The organism is Ottowia sp., from assembly GCF_035325765.1.
Taxonomy (GTDB): domain Bacteria; phylum Pseudomonadota; class Gammaproteobacteria; order Burkholderiales; family Burkholderiaceae_C; genus Ottowia.
This window is the reverse complement of sequence record NZ_DAOKZG010000002.1, coordinates 22667-44127: the sequence shown is the minus strand read 5'-3', so window position 1 is coordinate 44127 and position 21461 is coordinate 22667. Positions and strand designations below refer to the sequence as shown.

Below are 21461 nucleotides of genomic sequence, written 5' to 3'. Positions count from 1 at the left end.
AGAGAACCTGCACTCCGACAGCGGCACGATGCCGATCGACCCGCGCAGTCGTGCCGCGCAATAGACCCGATCCTCTAGGGTTTTCCTAGGGTTAACCCTAGTGACCTGCTATACTTCGCCCATTGGTCACAAGCCACCCATTGAGGACGCCAATCGCAACCCGTGCGGCGCACACCATGTTGAACGTGTTGATCCAGTCATTCATCCGCCTCTGCCGGGCCGGTCTCGACGCCCGCTTGAGCCAGGCCAGCCTGGCTGGCGAGTTGCTGGAGCGCGCCGACGCCTGCGCCGGCCGCGACCCCCGGTGTGCGGCCGAACTGCGCGGTGCCGCGCTCGCCTACCTGGGCGTGGTGCGCTGAACTGGCACCCACCGTATCAACATCGACGAAAGGAAGTCTCCCATGTCCACCCTGACCCTGCCCCTGGCGCCCGGCGCGGCGCGCACGCCCCGCATCGATACCGCGCGAGCCGATCACTGGGCACCGCGCGAGCGTGCCACGCGCGCGACGCGCACCGCATCCGACGACAGCCTGCGCATCGAACACTGGGCCGCCCAGGCGACGCCGGCGGCCGCCGCCACGGCCGCGCCCCAGCCGCTGGGCGACCCCTGGCTCAGCCTCGGCCATGCCCACTACCGCGTCGTCGCCGACGAGCAATCACTGGGCCGCACGCTGCGCGCGCGCTGGTCGGCCTGGCGCGAGCGTCGGGCACAGCAACGCGTCGAGGCCGAGATCCGTGCGCTGGCCGCCATCGACCCGCGCGTGCTGCGCGACCTTCAGGTCGCCCGCGACCTGGCGGAGTGGAAGTAAGCCGGCGCCAGCGTCCCGGTCGACGCACGCCCCCGCCGGCGTGCCGTCCAGCATGAAAGCCGTCGCCAACGCGACGGCTTTTTCGTCGCCGATTCGGAAGCCGCCGGCCGCCGGGCCACGGTACACCCGCCGCCCGCGCTCACGGCATCGCAGATGACAGATGGCCTTGCTGCGCTTCGGTGACGCAGCCCGCATTCGCCATGCCGCAGCCGACCCGCGGCATCCGTCATCCTTTCGAATGCGCAGCGCGATCAGCCCCCCGTCCGTCAGTCCTGCACGTCATCGAGCCGCTGCGCGAGCGCCGTGCGTGTCTCGGCCAGCGCCGCGGGCAGCCGATCGGCGAGACGCGCGAACAGCTCGTCGTGCAGCTTGAACTCGGCCTCCCAGTGCGCACGCTCCAGCCGGGTGACGATGGCGAACTGTGCCGGGCTGAACGCCAGCCCCTGCCAGTTGAGCTCCTCGTAGCGCGGCGCAATGCCGAACAGCGTCGATTCGCCGCCCGCCTGGCCTTCGGCGCGGTCGATGATCCACTTGAGCACGCGCATGTTCTCGCCATAGCCGGGCCAGACGAACTTGCCCTCGGCGTCCTTGCGGAACCAGTTGACGCAGTAGATGCGCGGCAGCTGCGCGCCCCGGGCCTGCAGGCGCTCGCCGAGCTTCAGCCAGTGGTTGAAGTAGTCGCCCATGTGGTAGCCGGCAAACGGCAGCATGGCGAACGGATCCCGCCGCACCACGCCCTGCGCGCCAAAGGCGGCGGCGGTGGTCTCGCTGCCCATGGTGGCGGCCATGTAGACGCCCTCGGTCCAGTTGCGCGCCTCGGTCACCAGCGGCACCGTGGTCGAGCGCCGGCCGCCGAAGATGAAGGCGTCGATCGGCACGCCGTCGGGGTCGTCCCAGGCCGGATCCAGCACCGGGTTGTTGGTGGCGGCCACCGTGAAGCGGGCGTTCGGATGCGCCGCCTTGCGGCCGGCCTGGCCGTCCGCGGGGGTCCAGTCCTGGCCCTTCCAGTCGATCAGGTGCGCCGGCAGTGCGCCGCCGTGGTCCTTCTCCATGCCTTCCCACCAGACATCGCCATCGTCGGTGAGCGCGACGTTGGTGAAGATCACGTCGCGCTCCAGGCTGTGCATGCAGTTGGGGTTGGTGTGCAGGTTGGTGCCGGGAGCGACGCCGAAGTAGCCGGCCTCCGGGTTGATGGCGCGCAGGCTGCCGTCGGCCTGCGGCTTGATCCAGGCGATGTCGTCGCCGATCGTCGTCACCTTCCAGCCCTCGAAGCCGGCGGGCGGCACCAGCATCGAGAAGTTGGTCTTGCCGCAGGCGCTGGGGAAGGCGGCGGCGACGTGGTACTTCCTGCCCTCGGGGTTCTGCACGCCCAGGATCAGCATGTGCTCGGCGAGCCAGCCCTGGTCGCGCCCCATGGTGGACGCGATGCGCAGCGCGAAGCACTTCTTGCCGAGCAGGGCGTTGCCACCGTAACCCGAGCCGTAGCTCCAGATTTCGCGCGTCTCGGGATAGTGGACGATGTACTTGACGTCGGGGTTGCAGGGCCAGCTGGTCTCATCCTTCTGGCCCGGCGCCAGCGGCGCGCCAACGCTGTGCACGCAGGGCACGAACGCGCCGTCCGCGCCGAGCACGTCGAGCGCGCCGCGGCCCATGCGCGTCATCAGCTTCATGTTGACGGCAACGTAGGCGCTGTCCGACAGCTCGACACCGATGTGGGCGATCGGGCTGCCCAGCGGGCCCATGGAAAACGGGATCACGTACATGGTGCGCCCGCGCATGCAGCCGGCAAACAGCGGCTGCAGGGTGGCGCGCATCTCGCCCGGGGCCATCCAGTTGTTGGTGGGCCCGGCGTCGTCCCTGTGTTCGCTGCAGATGAAGGTGCGGTCCTCGACGCGTGCGACGTCCGAAGGGTCGGACCAGGCGAGGTAGGAGTTGGGGCGCAGGGCCGGATTCAGGCGCCTGAAGGTGCCGGCCTGCACCAGCTGTTCGCAGAGCTGGTCGTACTCCTGCGGGCTGCCGTCGCACCAGTGCACCCGGTCGGGCTGGCACAGCGCCACCATCTGGCCGACCCACTCGATCAGCTTGGCGTTCTGGACGTGGTCGGGGACGCTCAGATCAGTGATCTGTCCCGCAGGCAGGGGTGCATTCATCGAAGGGCTCCAGGTTTGCAAATCATCTTTCCGAAGGCTCGCCGCCTTGGGAAAGAGGACTTGGCCCGAACGCCGGCCGGCGTCAGGGCAATGCAACCTCGTCGGGAGAACGGGAACGCGGGCGGGCCGTGCGAATGCGCGCGGCCGCGAGAACAGGCCGGCGCCGTGTCGGCGACCGGCGCGCTGCGCTCAGGCCATGGTGACCGCGGCCAAGGCGAGCAGGAACATGACGATGGCACCGGCCAGCGGAATCGCCAGCGGAATCTTGCTGGTCACGGCCTCGACCGGATCGATGGGGTGGTCTTCCTCGTGGGTGGGCGCGGTCATGGGGGGCACCTCGGAATGGAGTTGGATGGGGGCATGCTGGACCGATTCTACCGGGTCGCCCCGGCACCGCGCGCTCACAGCAGGGCATAGGTGGTGCTGGCCCGGCACGCGCTGCGGCCGTCCCGGGCGCCGATCAACTCGATCTCGCCAAACGCCAGCGTCTTGCCGGCGCGCAGCACCACGGCGTCGACCCAGGCATCCTGCCCGGCCAGCGGGCGCAGGAAGCTGGTTGAAAGCTGCACCGTGGTGCAGGGACGGAACGCGCCGAAATGCGTCATCAGCGCCAGCACCATGGCAGTGTCGGCGGCCGCCATCATGGCCTGGCCGCACAGGACTCCGCCCGCGCGCACCAGGGCGGGCGTCACCGGCAGGTGCAGCCGCACCCGGCCGCGCGCGGCCGACTCGGCACGCAAGGACAGCGCCTGCACCCAGGGCGCGAACAACTCGCCCAGCGCAGCCTGCAGGGCGTCGACCCCGATCTCCGCCGCGGGCGCGTTCACGGCTCGCCCCGTGCGTCGATGGCCGGCGCCCCCGGCACCTGGGGCAGACTGGCCCCGAGGGCCTCCTGCCGTGGACTCCACCGTGTGTTCAGACCATCCATGCGTTGACTCCTGGCTGCATTGTCGAGTCGGGCACCTTAGCGTACCTTGGCGCGCGGGCGACCGGCTTCGAGCCGGCACGGGAACTTGCAGGCCTGGCTGGCGCACACAGGCATGTGTACTGCAAGCCACATTGGTGCTGCGGATGCGCCCGCAAGGGACTTCCCGCAGCGCGGTGCTTGCGTTATCGTGAACATCGGCGCGCACCCTGACGGGGCCCGTGGCGCTGGCGGGAGACTGGCATGACAAGACGCACGACTCAGTCGCCGGACAAGGCAAGCCTGCTGCCTTCGCCCGGGCTGGAGCGCGCCCCGGTGCTGGACCTGATGTGCTCGCACTTCGTGCTCACCCTGGCGGCCCAGCGCGGCAGCAGCTTCAACGTGCGGCGCGACGTCAACGGCCTGATGGCGCTGTCCGGCCGCCACCTGGTGTGGCCGCGCGCGGTGCTGCTGCGGCTGCGCGAATTCCTGTCGCGCCGCTGCCGCGACAACGAACTGTGGCGCGGCCACGAGCGGCTGGGCGATGCCGAATTCCTGGAGCGCCACGGCACCTGGCGCGGCCCCTACGAGGAAGGCACGCTGTTCTTCTACCTGGACGAATACGCGAAGGACGCGCCCAAGGACGTGCTGGCCCTGCTGACGGCCACGGGCCAATGGCTGCGCCATGCGCTGAAGAAGCAGTCGACCCTGGTCGAGAAGAACATCGACGCCCTGGCCAAACTGCTTCAGCTCAACCAGGCCGAGCGCGCCCTGCTGCTCTACGGCACGCTGGCGCGCTACCAGCGCGAGCTGCGCAGCCTGCTGGTGGAGTTCAAGGTCAGCAACGCGCCCGAGGCCTATGCGGCGATCGCCGAGTTGGCCGGCGTCAGCGCCACCGAGGTCGGCGAGGCGCTGCGCGCCGGCAGCCGGCTGGAGCGCATCGGCCTGGTGGAGAACCTGATCTCCGAGCACAGCATCACGGATCTCGCCGACCTGATGAAGGTGAGCGAGAAGCTGCCGCCAGTGCTGATGCGCGAATACCGCAACCGCGCCGAACTGATGGCGGTGTTCACGCGCCCGGCCAGCAAGAGTACCCTGAAAGCCGGCGATTTCGCCTTCGTCGGCGACGAGGTGCAGGTGCTGGTGGGTCTGCTGCGCAAGGCGCAGCGGACGCAGGCCCTGGGCGTGAACGTGCTGCTTTACGGCCCGCCCGGCACCGGCAAGACCGAGCTGGCCAAGGTGGTGGCGCGCGAGGCCGGGCTCGCGCTGTTCGAGGTCGAGTACGCCGACCGCGACGGCAACAGCCTGTCGGGGCGCGACCGCTACCGCTCGATGCAGATCGCCCAGGTATTCCTGAAGGGCTCGCACGAGGCGGCGCTGCTGTTCGACGAGGTGGAAGACGTGTTTCCGCCCATCAGCGTGGATGCCGCCGGCCTGATGGCGCGTGCCGAGCAGCAGGCCTTTGCCGGTGCCGCCGGCCACAGCGTGAGCGGCAAGGCCTGGGTCAACCAGGTGCTGGAGAGCAACCCGGTGCCGACGATCTGGGTCACCAATCGCATCGAGCAGATCGACCCGGCATTCCGGCGCCGCTTTGCCTACCACCTGGAGCTGAAGTCACCGCCGCCGGGCGCGCGCGAGCAACTGGTGCGCCGCGCCCTGGACGGGGTGGCGGTGAGCGATGCGCTGGTGGCGCGCCTGACCGAGCGCCAGGGCCTGACGCCGGCGCAGATCCGCACCGCCGTGCGCTTTGCCGAACTGGCGCACGTGGAGGACACACGGGGCGGCGCGGCCTTCGAGGCGCTGATCGAACGGCAACTGAAGAACGCCGACGCGGCGCTTGGGCGCAGCGACGGCGGCGCCGCGCGCAGGGGGCGGCGCCCCGTCACCACCTACGACCTGGCCATGCTGAACACCGAGAGCCGGTTCGAGGTTCCGCGCATCGTGGCGGCGCTGCAGGCGCGCGGCCACGGCACGCTGTGCTTCCACGGGGCGCCGGGCACCGGCAAGACGGCGCTGGCCGAATACATCGCCGAGCAGATGGAGAAACCACTGATCGTGCGCCAGGCAAGCGACCTGGTGAGCAAGTTCGTCGGCGAGACCGAGCAGAACATGGCCGCCATGTTCCGGCAGGCGAGCGAAGAGAAGGCCGTGCTACTGCTCGACGAGGCCGACAGCTTCCTGCTGGACCGGCGCGGCGCCCAGCGCAGCTACGAGGTCACCGAGGTGAACGAGATGCTGCAGCAGATGGAGCGCCACGACGGCGTGTTCATCTGCACCACCAACCTGATGGAGCGCATCGACCAGGCGGCGCTGCGGCGCTTTGCCTTCAAGATCCGCTTCAAGCCGCTGACGGGCACGCAGCGCGAGCAGATGTTCGCCGCCGAGGCGCTGGGCGGCAAGGCCGCGCAGCTCAGCGACGACGCGCGCCGGCGCCTGGCGCGACTGGATCAGCTTTGCCCGGGCGATTTCGCCGCCGTCAAGCGACAGGCCGACATTCTGGCTGCCGAGTTCACGGCGGAGGAGTTCCTGGAGCAGCTCGAAGCCGAACATCGCATCAAGCCCGAGGTGCGCGAGCAACGCTCGATCGGATTCTTCGGGTGACGGGAGATCCCCCCGGTTCGTGCTCGCGCTCGACTGGCGCGTGATGGGTGAAGCCGCGGCCCGGCGTCGTGCGGCACGCCGAGCCCGCTGGCCTCATGGGTCGTGTTGCGAGCCGGCACAGCCGCACCGGCGCCACCCTGGCACCGCGTGCCACCGGCCGCGCAGGCCCCGGCCCTGCACGGATGGCTGCGCAGCCGCTCGGGCACGCGCATCCACGGGCGGCCAGCTCAGGGATGCCGGGAGGATGCTCGCTGCTACAGCGCGGCCAGGCCGCTGACCGGCATTGGCGCGGTCGGCAGGAAGTCACGGCGCGATGGGATCGGCCGTTCGCCACGCCGGGACGACGTGCACGGGTTCGGCACGGCGGCCGTCTCGTCCCGCTGCGGCCGGGCGCCCTGGAACTCACGCGGCGCCACGGCGTGCGGCCGATCGGCCACCCGGTGCGCCCGACGCGGCAGCACCAGGGTGGGTTGCTCCGCCGGTGCCAGAGTCGGCAGATCGCCGGGCTGGGTCTCCAGCGGCTCGGTAGGCTGGAACTGCCGGCGGGCCGCAGTCAACGACGGATCGGCCAGCAGGGGCGCCCGGCGCGGCAGCACCAGGGTGGGTTGTTCCGCCGGTGCCAGAGTCGGCAGATCGCCAGGCTGGGTCTCCAGCGGCTCGGTGGGCTGGAACTGCCGGCGGGCCGCAGTCAGCGGGGGATCGGCCAGCAGGGGCGCCTTGCGCGGCAGCACCAGGGTGTGCTGTTCCGCCGGTGCCAGAGCCGACAGATCACCGGACTGGGTCTCCAGGGGTTCGGTGGGCTGGAATTGACGGCGGCCGCGAACTGCATGAGCCGAGCGCAGCAGCGGTGCCGTGGCCGGTGCGGCCGGGGCGGAGCCCGCCGATTCACCCGGCGCCGACGGGCGGACCGGAGCCTGGGCCGGCGCAGTGCGCGGGGTCGCCCGGGTCGGCATGTGCGTCGCGTCCAGCAGCAGGATGCCCTGCTGGCGTGCGAGTTGCCGCGCCGCGGGGGTGAAGACGTCGTGGGCACACAGCAGGATGCCCCGGCTGGCGCCGGCGCCGGCCACGTCACGCACCAGTTGCTGCACGGCCGCGGCATCCACCTGACGCGCACGCCACAGCCGGGCCCGCACCACGCAGGCATGGCGATCGCGGTGCAACACGAGGTCGCGTGCTGGCTCCCACGGCGCTTGCGGATCGAAACCGGCGAGGCCGTGTGCCTCGAAGAACTGGCCCGACAGGCGGGCCATCCGGGGCCAGTCTATGGTCCGCGCCTGTCCACCGCCCGAAGACGTGCCCCACAGCCGCGGGAACCAGGCCCGCAGCGCGAAGGCCACGGCCAGCAGCAGCGGCACGAGCAGCAGCAGCAAGGGCAGCAGCGACGCGGCGGGCGTGGCGTCGGCGGCGGCGCGCGCGGGCACGCCGGCGAGCGCCAGCACCATCAGCCCGGCCTTGCGGCCCGGCACCTGGATCACGAACTTGTTGGTTCTCATGTCTCATCCCCTGGGGCAGTGAGTGCCCGAAGCCATTGTCGGCGTCGGGATGGCTGCCTGTCTGTGGCGCTTTTCACGCCATCGCGCGCGCCGCGCCGATCCGTGCGCGCCGCCTGGGGTGGGCCGCGGCATATGTCACGGTCGCTGCGCGCCGCGCGACGTCACCCGGCGTCCTGGCGCAGCAGGCGCAGTACCTCGTCGCCGTACCTCTCCAGCTTGGCGGCGCCGATGCCGCTGATGGCCAGCAGTTCCTCCGGGGTCCGCGGTGCCTGCCGGGCGATCGCCGCCAGCACGGCATCGTGGAAGATGACGTAGGGTGGCAGGTCCTGTGTCCGCGCCACCTCGGTGCGCCAGACGCGCAGCGCCTGCAGGCGCTGCTGCGCGGCGGCATCCAGGCCGTCGGCCGCTGGCGCGGCAGTCGCGCGCGGCTTGCGCGGGCGCCGCGCCGCCGGCGTGGCGGCGCGGCCGGCGCGCAGATGCACCGGCTGCTCGCCGCGCAGGATGGGTCGCGCGGCCGGCTGCAGGCGCAAGGTGTTGTAGGCCTCGGCATCGACGCCCAGGGCGTCCTGCGCGATCAACTGGCGCAGCACGCCGCGCAGCTGCACCTCGCTGTAGTCGCGCCCCAGGCCGAAGGTGCTCAGGCCCTCGTGGCCGAACTGCCGCACCTTGTCGGTTGCCTTGCCACGCAGGATGTCGATGACGTGGCCGGCGCCAAAGCCGATGCCGCTCATCTCGCGCACGCGAAACACGGTCGACAGCAGCTTGCGCGCACAGTCGGTGGCGTCCCAGGTCTCGGGCGGCTGCAGGCAGTTGTCGCAGTTGCCGCAATAGGGTGCCAGGCGCGGCGGCGTGCCAGCGGCGTCCGCCGCCGCATCGGTGGCGGGACGGGGCCGCGACACCATGGTCTCGCCGAAGTAGGCCAGCAGGCGCGCGCGCCGGCAGTCGGTGGCCTCGGCCAGCGCCAGCAGGGCATCGAGCTTGCCGCGCATGACCTGCTTGAACGCCTCCTCGGCCGGGCTGTCGTCGATCATGCGGCGCTGGTTCACCACGTCCTGCAGGCCGTAGGCCATCCAGGCGTCGGCCGGTGCGCCATCGCGTCCGGCGCGGCCCGTTTCCTGGTAGTAGCCCTCGATGTTCTTGGGCAGGTCGACATGGGCGACAAAACGCACGTCGGGCTTGTCGATGCCCATGCCGAAGGCGATGGTGGCGCACATCACGACGCCGTCCTCGCGCAGGAAACGGTCCTGGTTGCGCTGGCGTTCATCGGCCGGCAGGCCGGCGTGGTAGGGCAGGGCCTCGATGCCGTGACCACGCAGCGTCGTCGCGAGTTCCTCCACGCGCCGGCGCGACTGGCAATAGACGATGCCGGCCTCGCCCATGTGCTGCTGCTCGATGAACTGCAGCAGCTGGCGCGTGGCGTCCTTCTTCTCGACCAGGCCGTAGCGGATGTTGGGCCGATCGAAGCTGCTGACGAAGGGCCGCGCGTCCTGAAGCTGCAGGCGCTCCACGATGTCGGCGCGCGTGACGGCATCGGCCGTCGCCGTGAGGGCGATGCGCGGGACCTGGGGCCAGCGCTCGTGCAGGATCGTGAGCTGGCGATATTCGGGCCGGAAGTCGTGCCCCCACTGGCTCACGCAATGCGCCTCGTCGATGGCGAACAGGCCGAGCTGGCCATGCGCCGCGAGCGTGTCCAGCAGGCCCAGGAAGTGCGGCGTGGTGACGCGCTCGGGCGCGGCATACAGCAGCGTGAGCTGGCCGGCCAGCAGACGCTGCTCGATGTCCTCGGCCTGCTCCCAGTCCTGTGTGGAATTGAGAAACGCGGCCGCCACGCCGAGCTCGCGCAGCGCGCCCACCTGGTCGTGCATGAGCGCGATCAGCGGCGAGATCACCAGCGTCACGCCGCGGCCCTGGCGCTGGCGCACGATGGCCGGAACCTGGTAGCACAGGCTCTTGCCGCCGCCGGTGGGCATCAGCACCAGGGCGTCGCCACCAGCGCTCACCCGGTCGATGATGGCGGCCTGCTGGCCACGGAAGGCCTCGTAGCCGAAGACCTCGCGCAGGATGGCCAAGGGTTGCACGGGCGGAGCGGGGGGACCAGACACGGAAGACGGTGACAAAAGCGACCATTGTCCCCGAACGCCACGGGGCGACCGACAGGTACCCGATGGCGTGAAACACTACACTCGGTCGCATGCCCCTGCCCGCCTACACCCGTGCCCGCGAACTGCCCGAGATCCTGCGCCAGCGCCTGGTCATCCTGGACGGCGCCATGGGCACCATGATCCAGCAGCTCAAGCTGTCGGAAGCTCAGTTTCGCGGCACGCGCTTCCAGGATTTCGGGCGCGACGTCAAGGGCAACAACGAGCTGCTCAACCTGACCCAACCCGGGCTGATCGGCGACATCCACGAAAAGTACCTGGCCGCCGGCGCCGACATCGTCGAAACCAATACCTTCGGCGCCACCTCCATCGCCCAGGCCGACTACGGCATGCAGGATTTGGCGCGCGAGATGAACGTGGCCGCCGCGCGCCTGGCGCGCGCCGCCTGCGACAAGTTCAGCACGCCCGAGCGGCCGCGCTTCGTCGCCGGCGCCCTGGGCCCGACGCCCAAGACCGCCAGCATCAGCCCCGACGTCAACGACCCGGGCGCGCGTAACGTCGACTTCGAGCAACTGCGCGCGGCCTACCTGGAGCAAGTCGAGGGCCTGGTCGAGGGCGGCGCCGACCTGCTGCTGGTGGAAACCATCTTCGACACCCTGAACGCCAAGGCCGCGCTGTTCGCCATCGACGAGTTCTTCGAGGCCAGCGGCGAGCGTCTGCCGATCATCATCAGCGGCACGGTCACCGACGCCTCGGGCCGCGTGCTGTCGGGCCAGACCGTGACCGCCTTCTGGTACAGCGTGCGCCACGCCCAGCCGCTGGCCGTCGGCCTGAACTGCGCCCTGGGCGCGGCGCTGATGCGCCCCTACATCCAGGAGTTGGCCAAGGTGGCCCCCGACACCTTCATCAGCTGCTACCCCAACGCCGGCCTGCCCAACCCGATGAGCGACACTGGCTTCGACGAAACGCCCGAGGTCACCAGCCGCCTGCTGCACGGCTTTGCCGCCGAAGGCCTGGTCAACATCGTCGGCGGCTGCTGCGGCACGACGCCGGAGCACATCGGTGCCATCGCGCGCAGCGTCGGGCCGCTGGCGCCACGGGGCGTCAAGGCGGCGGGGTTTTATCGCAAAGCGGCGGCCGAAGCCTGACCAGGCCCCGTTCGCGGCGCCAAGTACGCCCCAAGAAACTAACGACTTACGAAGCGTCTTCTTGGGGGCCTCTCAGATACCAGTTGGCGCCCGGCTCTCTTGAGAAAACACGTTCATTCACCCGAGAATCAACGACGCGGGAGTCTTGTTCGGCATGAGTGGTTGACGCGCCGGTCGATGTTGATGCGCCCGCCTGTAACCCGCCCGCGATGCGGCGGGACCATTTTTTCGTGCGCGACTGCCTCCACGCGACGCCCCACTTGAAAGCCGTCCGCCGGTAAACGATACTGCGTCGAGTCTCGAATAAGCCATACCACGCCGATCCGCGATCCGGAGCAGCGTGAGGCGATCTTCGTCAACCGGCGACGCTGCATCATGAGACAAATCTACTGCCGATTTCGCAAGACACCACCGCGATTCACGGGCATCTTGTTGTTGTCCTTGTCGTGCACGATGCCGGGCATCGTTGGCGCCGCAGAATGCGACACACGATTGCAGCCGATTGAGCACCCGATGGCCCTGGCCTATCGTGATCGCGGCGATCATTGTGATGGTCTGTACCGGCAACCGGTCGCGACGACGGGACTTCGCATCATCGGCTTTCAGGCCAACAGGATTCAAAGCACAAATGCCAATGGGATCGGCATTCATGTCGAAGCACCGGGGCTGAAGAGGTTGACCATCGAGTCACTTCGGCGCCGACAGTACTACCGTTTCGACAAGAATCTGCCGGAGAAGGACTACTACTACGCCTTCGATCTGGTGAACCATCCGGCAATCAAGCTTGAACCGGACGAGATCGCGGCGCGAGTCTGCCTGGAACGTTGCGAAACCATGGAGCCCGTCCTCGCTCCGGTGTCGTTTTCGATCCCTGGCGGTAGTCGTCCCGATCAACCTTTCATCACGCTGCAAGCGACCGAAGATCTGACGATGATGCGCGTCGAGATCAGGGCTTCGAACGGCGCCGTTCTGCTCAGCAAAGACGTGCTTCAGGACCGCAACTGGCCCGCTTGGAGGCCTGCGGTGATTCCGTTGGCTGACTTTTTCGCTCAAGCACCTCAGCTGACGCTGCGGGTTACCGCGCGGGGTCGTGGCCTGGGACAAGTCGACGCGGTCGCCGCCACGCTCCTTTCGTCGGCCCGATAGGGCGTGCGCGTGCGATCGCCATCACCCACACCGCGCCGCCTGCGCAAGCGGCTTCGCAGCCTCCGCTACAGCGGAGCGGCGCCACCGGCGCCTGGCTTTCTTCTCGACTCTCGCCGTGCCGTCGAGATTGTGGCGCTGCTGGGGGTGGGGGTTGTTCTGGCTTCCTCGGCCGCCTTTGTACCCTGCCCTGGAGTCCAGTTCTCGATGACCGTCAGGACGACGGGCTTCGAGGTCCGTATCGGGGCCAATGGGGACACCGGCCGCATCCGCGGCCTGCTGGCGCGCAAGGTGTCGTGGGAACAGTCGGCGAGGCAGAAGGCGTCGTCGAATGACGTGCTTTCTCCGAGCGCCGGCGAGGAGGAGCATGTGACCGAAGCGGTCGATGCGCCTGCGGGCGATGTCGTGGAACTCGCCGAACTCGCCGTGCCAGATCGATCACGACTTGAAATTCAACTCTCCACCGATCGGTTGCGCAGGCAATTTCTGGATCTCGAGATCGAAGCGCCACCGGATAAACCGTCGACGATGGTGCTCGTTGGTCCAGCGGATGCAGTCGGTACCCGTCCGGGATTCGCCTCTGGGGTGCCGAAGTATCGATTCTTTGAGCCAGAATTAATGGCGGATTCAACGGTTCCGCTACGCATCGCCGGCGTGGGTCTGACGGCCCAGGTACCTGTCGTGAATGCGTCCTATGCGGTTAGCCGCATCAAGGGGGGCACTGTTCAGTTCATCTACATGAACCGGCCGGTGGGCTCCCAGACCCTCGGCCATGGAGATTTCCTGCGCTTTGAGGGGCTTGACGCGGAACTCACGGCGCTAGAGATCGACGGTGATGCGCTCGCGCTGCGCATCTTTGGCACCGCGCGTGACGTGAAGTTCGGGTCCGGCGCTGCCGTCTCATCCATTCATCCGAGCCTGTTCGATGGACTGGCGGCGCAACCTTGGCTGGGACCAACACTGGGAACGATGACCGGGCTGGCGCTGGCCTGGTTCGGGGTGCTCGCTGGACTCGGCTCCCGCCCTCGTTCACCGGATTGATTCGTACTCTACGTTTCGGTAGCCCTGCACGGTGTAGACGCCCCGCGACGGAACGCGCTGCATGACCTGGCGCCGCCAGCATTGGCGATAACCGCCGTCCGGCTTCCAGTTAGCAACGCCACGCAATTCCTCGCAGTGGCCGAGACCGAAGCCGGATCCCATGAAGCGGTACCACACCAGTTCGTCCGCATCCTTGGAGACGCGCATCAGGCCGTAGCCGGTCGGGGCGTTGTCACCTGCCACGGAAAACGTCATCACGTACAGATGATCGTCGTTCACGGCTAGCGGCTTCACGATCGTGGCCTCCTGAAACTGCATGTACCACCCCGCCGATTTGATCACGAGTCGAGAGGGAAGGTTGGCGATCAGCTTGCACCAGTCGTAGTCGGTCGAGCGCACGGGCGCGCACGGCGTCGCCCTGGCACTTCTGTCGAGGCCGTTCTGGCTGGGTATGGATAGCCCGAATCGTGACGCCAACTCGCGCTGCATCTCGTGCACCTCCTGCATCTGCTCGCTGGCCTTGTAGGTGCCGGGAGGAACGAGCTCCGTCGTGGTGAGACCTGCACGCACCATGCCCGTCACGAGCGCCTTTTTCTCTGCCTCGGAAACCGAGATCCGACTCAGTGCCCCCAGTGGGAACAGAAAATACGGCATGCTGAATTCTTGGCCCCACAGCTCGTCGTACATGTAGGGCGTCGCTCCCGCGTTCAGCAGCGCCACCGCAAGGGCGCTGTTGTTCTGGCCGATAGCGGCACGCAGCAGTGGGCGCTGACGGCCGTCAACAGTGACCAAGCGGTTCGGATCGAAACCGCTCGCGACCAGTTTGTCCAGCCAAGCCAGGGCGACGTCGCTTCGGAGATTCGACGAAAACGCCTTCAACGTCTCGGGCTCGTCCAGGAGCATGCCGACGATCGCCACGGCCGATTTGTCCGGCGCGAATCGTGTGACGGCCTGATCATCTCTTGACCTCAGCGCGGCCCGCAGTCCGGCCTCGAAGTCCTGCGGTGAAGCAATCCTTGTCTCGCCATGCGTGATCGAAAACGGCAAACCCGCGCTGCGCAACTGGGTCGCGATGACGGACAGCTTCAGCACCGTGATCACATAGCGATCATCGTTCAGTGCAATGCCGATGATGCGGTCGCTGGCGTCCACAGCTACGCCGCCGGATACGCCTGGGCCCGCCTCGGGCGAGTTGATGCGAACGCTGTTTCCCTGGTCTGCGGTGACCATCTGGTTGCGCGACGTCGTGCTCCACTTGCCACCTGCAGTCTGCCCGATCAAGGCCACCCGCTCTTCGAGTCTGACGGGGTCATCAAGGCGACCGACGGGAATTTTGGTTGCGAGGTCGAGTTCATCATGTGGCTGTCGCGGGTCTACCGCAATGACGGCAAGATCGAGATCCTTGCCGAAGTTATTTGGCAAGACACGGCCAGGAGCCAAGACATCGGGGGAATCGAAGAACCGCAGTTCGAGCTTGTTGACGCCAACCGTATCGGTGTGTGTCACGTGCTTCGCCGTCACGACCAGCGGCTCGCCGGTACGCAGCCGGCCGACGACGAGTCCCGCGCCCTTTACGGCGGCTCCCGACGGCGTGCGCCCTTCAATCATTACGACCAGCCGCGCCGGATCGACGCCCTGATTCTGCGCAAGACCAGATTGCATGGTCAGGACACCGAGCGCAAGCCCAAACAGGAAAACGCGCAAGTGCATGAGGAACTTCCAGTCGCCGACAGAGACGCATGATAGGGGTGCCGTGATCGCTCGGCAAGCGCGGCAAGTTACCTCGGAACCCAGCATGCTGACACAGTGGAATGGCCTTGCTGACCTGTAGGCGCGCTGCCCCACCCGTAATCAATTTCGACTGGTTCGGGCGTCCGCACCTCGCCAGCCATCGGGCAGGACACCAGAGGGTCAATGATGACTGGAGCGGCGCCGGCCAGCGCTGCGCCTTGTCGACCGAGATCAGGCCATAGGGGACCAGCCGCCTGCTGCACAAGTTCGCCGCCGAGGGCCTGGTCAACTTCGTCGGCGGCTGCTGCAGCACCACGCCCGCGCACATTGGCGCCATCGCGCAAAGCGTGGCGCCGCTGGCGCCACGGGGCGTCAAGGCGGCGGGGTTTTATCGCGAAGCGGCCTGAAATTAAAGGTCAAATCGGTCTCTGGCGCTCACTGCACAAGCGCCAACAGCTCTCTAATTCATAGTATTCAATCGCGCCGCAGCAGCACCGCGCCGATCGCCACCACCACGCTCAGCATGGCCGCAAGGTCCTGCCAGCTCGGCCATTCGCCGACGATCAGCGGCGCGCTCAGCACGCCCACCAGCGGCACGGCCATCACGCTCATGGCGCTGGTCGATGCGGGCAACTGGCGTGCCAGGGCAAACCAGATCACCTGCGCCGCGCCGTAGTTGATCAGCACCGACCAGACCAGGCTGGCCCAGACCGGCAGGCTGAACGACCAGGCCTGCGGCGGCTCGAGCCAGACGGCCAGGCCCTGGATCGCCAGCGCCGACCACAGCATCATCCAGATCACCAGGGTCTCGGCCGGCAGCGTCAGGCGGGCGCGGCGCATCCAGATCGTGCCCAGGGCCCAGCAGAAGGCGGCGCCCTGCATCCAGGCGATGCCGGCGGGCCGGCCGGCCAGTTGCGCGAGCTCGTTCCACAGCAGCAGGGTGATGCCCAGCAGCACGGCGCAGACCGCCAGCAGCAGGCGGCCGGTGAGGCGTTCGCGATAGAACAGCACCGACAGCAGCACCGTCCACACCGGCATGGTGAAGCCCAGGATGGCGGCGCGCCCGGCCGGCAGGTGCGCCACGCCGACGATCGACAGCGCGTGCCAGCCCAGGATGTTGGGCAGGCCAAGCACCAGCACGTCGCGCCACTCGGCAACGCCGCGCGGCCACAGGCGCAGGCCGAGCGCGCCGAACCACAGCGCCAGCGCCAGCGCGCCCAGCCCCATGGTGAGGGCGCGAAAATGCAGCGGCTCGAGCTCGCGCAGCGCCAGCTTCATGATCGGCCAGTTCAGGCCCCACATCAGGGTCAGCAGCACCAGGCCGATGAGCTGGCGCCGGGTCACGGTGGTCATCGGCGCGAGCTTACGGCAAGGCCGGCGAAGCCACGTGGGCCGGCGATGGGGCCGACACCCGTGCGGACGCGCGCTCGAATGACGAAATGACCGCGCTGCGCCTCGATGACGCGCCTGGCGGCGGATGAGGGATCGAGGTCATTTCGTCACCTGATGCGCAACGAAACCCGGTGGCTTCGGTTTGCCGCGCTGGGCCAGCACAAGCCAGCCGCGGCGCCAGCGCGCGCTGCGCGGCGGCGGGGCGATCCAGCAGGGGCGCCTGCTCTCACGGCGCCGTTTCGCTCCCGACTGCCCGGCCCGATGGCCGCGCCGCCCTCGACGCGCCCAGGCCGGACGCGGATCGGGTGTCGTCATGCCGGCGGCGCCCGGCGGTCAGCCGGCGCCAGCTTTCATGATTCGAACACCGGCCCGGTTCAAGGTGCCGAGTCAGAAATCCCCCAGGCTCAGGCCGACCGAGAACACCGTGCTGCGGAAGTTGTAGTCGAGCAGGCTGTCGCCGTAGCCATGGAACAGGGCGGTGTAGAGGCGCAGGCTGGAGAAGCTGTTGCCCCAGCCGTCGCCGATCGAACGCGTCCATTCGACCCGGCCCGAGCCGCGGCGCCCGCCGAGGCCGCTGTAGGTGACGCGCAGATTGTTGCGCGCGTCGATGTTCCAGCCCAGCGTCAGGTCGCCGCGACCCAGGTAGCGCGTGATGTCGGGATTGTTGTCCTTGTCGCGACGCTCATGCAGGCGCTGCCACAGCCGCAGCTGCAGGTCGAGGCGGTCGCCGTGCTCAAAGCCGGCCATCAGGTAAGCGCGGTTCCAGCTGCGCGACAGCGGATCGCTCTGCCCGTTCGACTGGTGTGCCAGCCCCAGGCCCGAAAAGCGCCAGAGCCAGCCGCCCGGCAACTTGAGCGTGGTCGGGTAGATGTAGATCAGCTCGGGCAGGTGGTCGGTGTTGCGAAACGGTCGCGACAGCCCGCTGTTGAACACCTGCCAGTTCGACTGCTGGGTGTAGGCGGCCCAGAGCGAGTCGCGCAGCGTGCCGCCCGCCGGCGTCAGCAGGCCGGAGGCCAGCTTGGTGCGCACCGAGAGCGACAGCCGCATCTCGCGCTGGCCATACTCGATCGGCGTGGTGGCGCTGTTGGCCGGATTGGGCGAGGTCGGCATGCGGTTGACGTGGTCGGCAAACGCCACCGACGCCGTGGTCGGGCGGAAAGCGCGCAGGCCGAAGGTCGGGCAGCTCGAGCCCGACTCCAGCTCCCAGAAGCGCGACAGCTCGGAGAACTGCCGGTCGCGGCAACCCTGCTCGAGGCCGACGCCGACGATGCCGGCCGAGCCCGAGAGCGTGCCGCCTTGCTCGGGCTCGGGCTGCGCCGTGGCCAGCGCCTGCGCCACCTCGCCGCGCACGGCGGCAGCCTGCGCGCTCGCCGCTTCGTTGCGCGTGGGCGAGTTCTCCACCGAGCGCGCCTTCTCCTCGATCGCGCTGATCAGTGCCTGTTGCTGGCGCGCCCAGTCGTCGAAGCAGGCCAGGCGTGTCGCGTCGGGCTGCGCCATGCAGGCCTGCCAGGCGGTGGTGGATTCGACCTCGCGCTCGATCCGGCGCGCCGGATCGGCCGCCTGGGCGGCGGACAGGATCGGCAGGGCGACGAGGCCGAGCGCGGCCAGGGAGATCAGGCGGGGACGGCGGAGAGGATGCATGGGATGAGAGCGAACCAGGCGGGCGCCGCTGGGCGGCGTGGGGTGCGGCAACCGACGGACAAGGAACACGAACGGAATTGTGGGGCTTGCCACCACTGGCCTGCATCCGGATGTGTCCGACGCCGACGCAGCGCGAGGCTTGGTTACAGTGCTGCACCATGGCGAGCCCGTCCCCCTTGCTGTTCTCGTTCCAGGGCCCGTGGCGGCGCGTGTGCTACGTCACGCTGTACGAGCTGCTGGCAATCGCCTTCGTCACCGCAGTGCTGATGGTCGCGGGCGAAGCTGCGACCAGCGCGGGCGGCCTGGCCGCCGGAAGTTCGGCCATTGCGGTCGCCTGGAACCTGGTGTTCAACGCCCTGTTCGAGCACTGGGAGGCGCGCCAGCGCGTGCGTGGGCGCAGCCCGGCCCGGCGCGTGGCGCACGCGATCGGCTTCGAGGGCGGGCTGCTGCTTTGGCTGGTGCCGTTCTTTGCCTGGTGGCTGGGCGTGAGCCTGTGGCAGGCCCTGCTGATGGACCTGGGCCTGCTGCTGTTCTTCCTCGTCTACACCTACGTCTTCACCTGGATGTTCGACCGCCTGTTCGGCCTGCCCGCCGCTGCGGCGTGAAGCGGAGCCCTCCGCGGCGGAACCCGCCGTGCGGAGTCGCGCCCCCTCGGCACGGTGCGGCCGCCGGGCGGTCCCAGGACCTTCTCCGGGCGCAGTGCAGCGCGAGGGCTTCATGCCGGGAGCACCGCCGCGGGCACGCGGCGAACCGGCCGCCGGACCCGCGCCACGCTTGACCGGCTGGCGGACGGACAAGGAGCGCGGCATGCGACGGATCGACGCGCCCAGGGGCGGCGTGCCGGGCTGGCTCCTGCGCGGCAGCCTGGTGCTGCAGATCGCCATCGGCCTGCTGGCGGGCCTGGTGCTGGCGCCGCCGGGCCACATCGGGGAGGTGCTGCGCAAGCTGCTGCTGAGCGCGGCCGACAACCCGGCGTCGGCGCCGCTGAACGCCAATGACATCGGCATCCTGGTCTGGGGCGTGTGCCTGGGACTGTGTCTGCGGCGGGCCAGCGCGGGCACGCGCGCGGTGCTGAGCGAGCGGGCCGACGGACTGGTGAAGCTGGTGCATGCGGTGATCCGCACCGCGCCGCTCGGCCTGTTCGGGCTCATGGCGGCGACCATCGCCAGCACCGGCCTGTCGGCGCTGGCCGAACATGCGCGCCTGATCGCCGTGCTGCTGGGCTGCATGGTGTTCGTCGCGCTGGTGGTAAATCCGCTGATCGTGTTTCTCATCATGCGCCGCAACCCGTTCCCGCTGGTGTTCACCTGCCCGCGCGAGAGCGGGATCACCGCCTTCTTCACGCGCAGCTCGGCCGCCAACATCCCGGTGAACCTGGCGCTGTGCGAGCGGCTGGGCCTGCGCGAGGACACCTATTCGGTCTCGTTCCCGCTGGGCGCCACCATCAACATGGCGGGCGCGGCGGCCACCATCACCGTGCTCACCATGGCGGCGGTGCAGGCCCTGCAGATTCCGGTCGACCTGCCGACCGCCTTCCTGCTGAGCGTCATGGCCTCGATCGCGGCCTGCGGCGCCTCGGGCGTGGCCGGCGGCTCGCTGCTGCTGATCCCGCTGGCGGCGAGCCTGTTCGGCACCTCCAACGACGTGGCCATGAAGGTAGTGGGCGTGGGCTTCATCATCGGCGTGTTGCAGGACTCGACCGAAACCGCGCTCAACTCGTCCACCGACGTGCTGTTCACCGCCGCCGCCTGCGACGCCATGCGCCGCCTGCCGGCCGCCGAGGTGGCGGGCGCCTGACCCCGGCCCTGGCCGCGCGCGGAAACGCCTGCCTCACTATCATCGCGCCATGCTTGAACTGAACGACATCCGTGCCGCCGCCGAGCGCCTGCAGGGACAGATCCTGACCACGCCCTGCGTCGAATCGCGCACGCTGTCGCAGCTCACCGGCACGCAGCTCTTCCTGAAGATGGAGAACCTGCAGTTCACCGCCTCCTTCAAGGAGCGCGGCGCCTTCAACAAGCTGGTGCAACTGTCGGCGGACGAACGCCGGCGCGGCGTCATCGCCATGAGCGCCGGCAACCATGCCCAGGGCGTGGCCTACCACGCCGAGCGGCTCGGCATCCCCGCCACCATCGTCATGCCCAGCTTCACGCCGGGCGTGAAGGTGGCGCGCACGCGCGGCTTCGGCGCGCGCGTGATCCTGCACGGTGACTCGCTCGAGGCAGCCTCCAGCCATGCCCGCGCACTGGCCGAACGCGACAACCTGGTGTTCGTCCACCCCTACAACGATCCCGCCATCATGGCGGGGCAGGGCACGCTGGCGCTGGAGATGCTGGCGGCGCAGCCGAATCTCGACACGCTGGTGGTGCCGGTGGGCGGCGGCGGCCTGATCGCCGGCATCGCGACGGCCGCCAAGGCCCTCAAGCCCGAGCTGCGTGTCGTCGGCGTGCAGACCTGGCGCTTCCCCGCAATGGTGAACGCGGTGCAGGGCACGCATCACCCACAGGGCGGCAGCACGATTGCCGAGGGCATCGCCGTCGGCGCACCGGGGCCGCTGTGCACCGAGGTGATTCGCGCGCGCGTGGACGAGCTGCTGCTGGTCGACGAGGGCGACATCGAGCAGGCCATCGTGCTGCTGCTGGAAATCGAGAAGACGCTCGCCGAGGGCGCCGGTGCCGCAGCGCTGGCGGCCCTGATGCGCTACAAGGAAAGCTTCGCGGGCCGCAAGGTCGGCATGGTGCTGTCGGGCGGCAACATCGACCCGCAACTGCTGGCGCAGATCATCGGTCGCGGCCTGGTGCGCTCGGGGCGGCTCATCCGCATCGTCGTCAGCGCGCGCGACGTGCCGGGTTCGCTGGCCCGCATCACCGCCCTGGTGGCCGAGGCCGGCGCCAACGTCGACGAAGTGCACCACCAGCGCGCCTTCACCCTGCTGGCCGCGCAGAATGTCGAGATCGAAATGGTGCTGCAGACGCGCGGCCACGAACACGTGCAGGAGCTGCTGGACAGGCTGCGCGCGGCGGGCCTGGAGGTTCGGCAGGTGACTTGAGGCAACGCTGTCGCCGTGACGGCGCATGCCCTGCCCGACGATGGGATGCGCGGCGCGGGAGGCGCCTGGCCAGTGGGACAAGTCCCGGGACGCGAACCCGCGCGGGCGCAGCGAACTGCACGGCCAGGCCTGGCGGGCGCCCAAGGCTCGGCAGGCGGCCGATCGCGCGGCCCCTGACCGCCCCCGGAGCCCTTGACCCCGGATCCGGTACCTGGCACCACACGACAACACCGCCCTGGGCATGCCCGGCCCGCAGGAGC

Annotated in this window: 17 protein-coding genes and 1 pseudogene; 10 read left to right on the top strand and 8 right to left on the bottom strand. The window is 69.1% G+C overall.

Translation table 11 applies throughout. The features are described from left to right. Positions 1 to 185: 185 nt before the first annotated feature. Both PKA16_RS01090 and PKA16_RS01085 read left to right on the top strand, forming a co-directional pair. The gene (locus PKA16_RS01090; RefSeq protein ID WP_324399531.1) at positions 186 to 359 is read left to right on the top strand and encodes a hypothetical protein; all 174 of its coding nucleotides are present in this window, start codon (positions 186 to 188) and stop codon (positions 357 to 359) included. A gap of 42 nt (positions 360 to 401) precedes the next feature. Beyond that, the gene (locus tag PKA16_RS01085; RefSeq protein ID WP_324399529.1) at positions 402 to 809 is read left to right on the top strand and encodes a hypothetical protein; all 408 of its coding nucleotides are present in this window, start codon (positions 402 to 404) and stop codon (positions 807 to 809) included. Positions 810 to 1075: 266 nt separating this feature from the next. Here the strand turns inward: PKA16_RS01085 and PKA16_RS01080 are convergent, their stop codons facing one another. From PKA16_RS01080 to PKA16_RS01070, 3 genes are all read right to left on the bottom strand, one after another. After that, positions 1076 to 2959 carry a phosphoenolpyruvate carboxykinase (GTP) gene (locus PKA16_RS01080; RefSeq protein WP_324399527.1) on the bottom strand — a complete coding sequence of 628 codons (1884 nt, stop codon included), beginning with the start codon at positions 2957 to 2959 and terminating at the stop codon, positions 1076 to 1078. 189 nt (positions 2960 to 3148) lie between these two features. Next, positions 3149 to 3286: a hypothetical protein gene (locus PKA16_RS01075; protein ID WP_324399525.1), complete on the bottom strand. Its 138-nt coding sequence runs from the start codon at positions 3284 to 3286 to the stop codon at positions 3149 to 3151. Positions 3287 to 3360: 74 nt separating this feature from the next. Beyond that, entirely contained in the window at positions 3361 to 3786 is a 426-nt protein-coding gene (locus PKA16_RS01070) for a PaaI family thioesterase (protein ID WP_324399523.1), read from the bottom strand. A gap of 341 nt (positions 3787 to 4127) precedes the next feature. Here PKA16_RS01070 and PKA16_RS01065 point away from each other — a divergent pair, with 341 nt between their 5' ends. Next, positions 4128 to 6464, top strand: coding sequence for an AAA family ATPase (locus PKA16_RS01065; RefSeq protein WP_324399521.1), 2337 nt, complete (start codon positions 4128 to 4130; stop codon positions 6462 to 6464). A 254-nt stretch (positions 6465 to 6718) separates the two neighbouring features. Here the strand turns inward: PKA16_RS01065 and PKA16_RS01060 are convergent, their stop codons facing one another. Together PKA16_RS01060 and PKA16_RS01055 are read right to left on the bottom strand one after the other, a co-directional pair. Next, positions 6719 to 7957 carry a restriction endonuclease gene (locus PKA16_RS01060; protein WP_324399519.1) on the bottom strand — a complete coding sequence of 413 codons (1239 nt, stop codon included), beginning with the start codon at positions 7955 to 7957 and terminating at the stop codon, positions 6719 to 6721. Between the two features lie 161 nt (positions 7958 to 8118). Further along, a complete protein-coding gene (locus PKA16_RS01055) occupies positions 8119 to 10035 on the bottom strand; it encodes a RecQ family ATP-dependent DNA helicase (protein WP_324399517.1) in 1917 nt (638 codons plus the stop codon). Positions 10036 to 10148: 113 nt separating this feature from the next. Here PKA16_RS01055 and PKA16_RS01050 point away from each other — a divergent pair, with 113 nt between their 5' ends. From PKA16_RS01050 to PKA16_RS01040, 3 genes are all read left to right on the top strand, one after another. Further along, positions 10149 to 11204: a homocysteine S-methyltransferase family protein gene (locus PKA16_RS01050; RefSeq protein WP_324399515.1), complete on the top strand. Its 1056-nt coding sequence runs from the start codon at positions 10149 to 10151 to the stop codon at positions 11202 to 11204. Between the two features lie 375 nt (positions 11205 to 11579). Then, positions 11580 to 12350 carry a hypothetical protein gene (locus PKA16_RS01045; protein WP_324399513.1) on the top strand — a complete coding sequence of 257 codons (771 nt, stop codon included), beginning with the start codon at positions 11580 to 11582 and terminating at the stop codon, positions 12348 to 12350. 204 nt (positions 12351 to 12554) lie between these two features. Beyond that, the gene (locus PKA16_RS01040; RefSeq protein WP_324399511.1) at positions 12555 to 13388 is read left to right on the top strand and encodes a hypothetical protein; all 834 of its coding nucleotides are present in this window, start codon (positions 12555 to 12557) and stop codon (positions 13386 to 13388) included. Here PKA16_RS01040 and PKA16_RS01035 read toward each other — a convergent pair. Then, the gene (locus tag PKA16_RS01035) at positions 13377 to 15098 is read right to left on the bottom strand and encodes a serine protease (RefSeq protein WP_324399509.1); all 1722 of its coding nucleotides are present in this window, start codon (positions 15096 to 15098) and stop codon (positions 13377 to 13379) included. The two genes, PKA16_RS01040 and PKA16_RS01035, sit on opposite strands and share 12 nt — an antisense overlap. A 266-nt stretch (positions 15099 to 15364) precedes the next feature. Between PKA16_RS01035 and PKA16_RS01030 the strand changes: the two are divergent. Continuing rightward, positions 15365 to 15526, top strand: a pseudogene (locus PKA16_RS01030) (homocysteine S-methyltransferase family protein); the annotation flags it as partial. Positions 15527 to 15593: 67 nt separating this feature from the next. On the opposite strand, the gene PKA16_RS01025 reads toward PKA16_RS01030, so the two are convergent. Both PKA16_RS01025 and PKA16_RS01020 read right to left on the bottom strand, forming a co-directional pair. Next, positions 15594 to 16472 (bottom strand): DMT family transporter, encoded by an 879-nt coding sequence (locus PKA16_RS01025; RefSeq protein WP_324399507.1) that lies wholly within the window; start codon positions 16470 to 16472, stop codon positions 15594 to 15596. 426 nt (positions 16473 to 16898) lie between these two features. After that, the gene (locus tag PKA16_RS01020) at positions 16899 to 18152 is read right to left on the bottom strand and encodes a phospholipase A (RefSeq protein WP_324399505.1); all 1254 of its coding nucleotides are present in this window, start codon (positions 18150 to 18152) and stop codon (positions 16899 to 16901) included. Between the two features lie 158 nt (positions 18153 to 18310). Between PKA16_RS01020 and PKA16_RS01015 the strand changes: the two genes are divergently transcribed. From PKA16_RS01015 to PKA16_RS01005, 3 genes are all read left to right on the top strand, one after another. Next, positions 18311 to 18757, top strand: coding sequence for a PACE efflux transporter (locus tag PKA16_RS01015; RefSeq protein WP_324399503.1), 447 nt, complete (start codon positions 18311 to 18313; stop codon positions 18755 to 18757). A gap of 202 nt (positions 18758 to 18959) precedes the next feature. Next, positions 18960 to 19949, top strand: coding sequence for a serine/threonine transporter SstT (gene sstT, locus PKA16_RS01010; protein WP_324399501.1), 990 nt, complete (start codon positions 18960 to 18962; stop codon positions 19947 to 19949). A gap of 49 nt (positions 19950 to 19998) precedes the next feature. Beyond that, entirely contained in the window at positions 19999 to 21201 is a 1203-nt protein-coding gene (locus PKA16_RS01005; protein WP_324399499.1) for a threonine ammonia-lyase, read from the top strand. Positions 21202 to 21461: the final 260 nt, after the last annotated feature.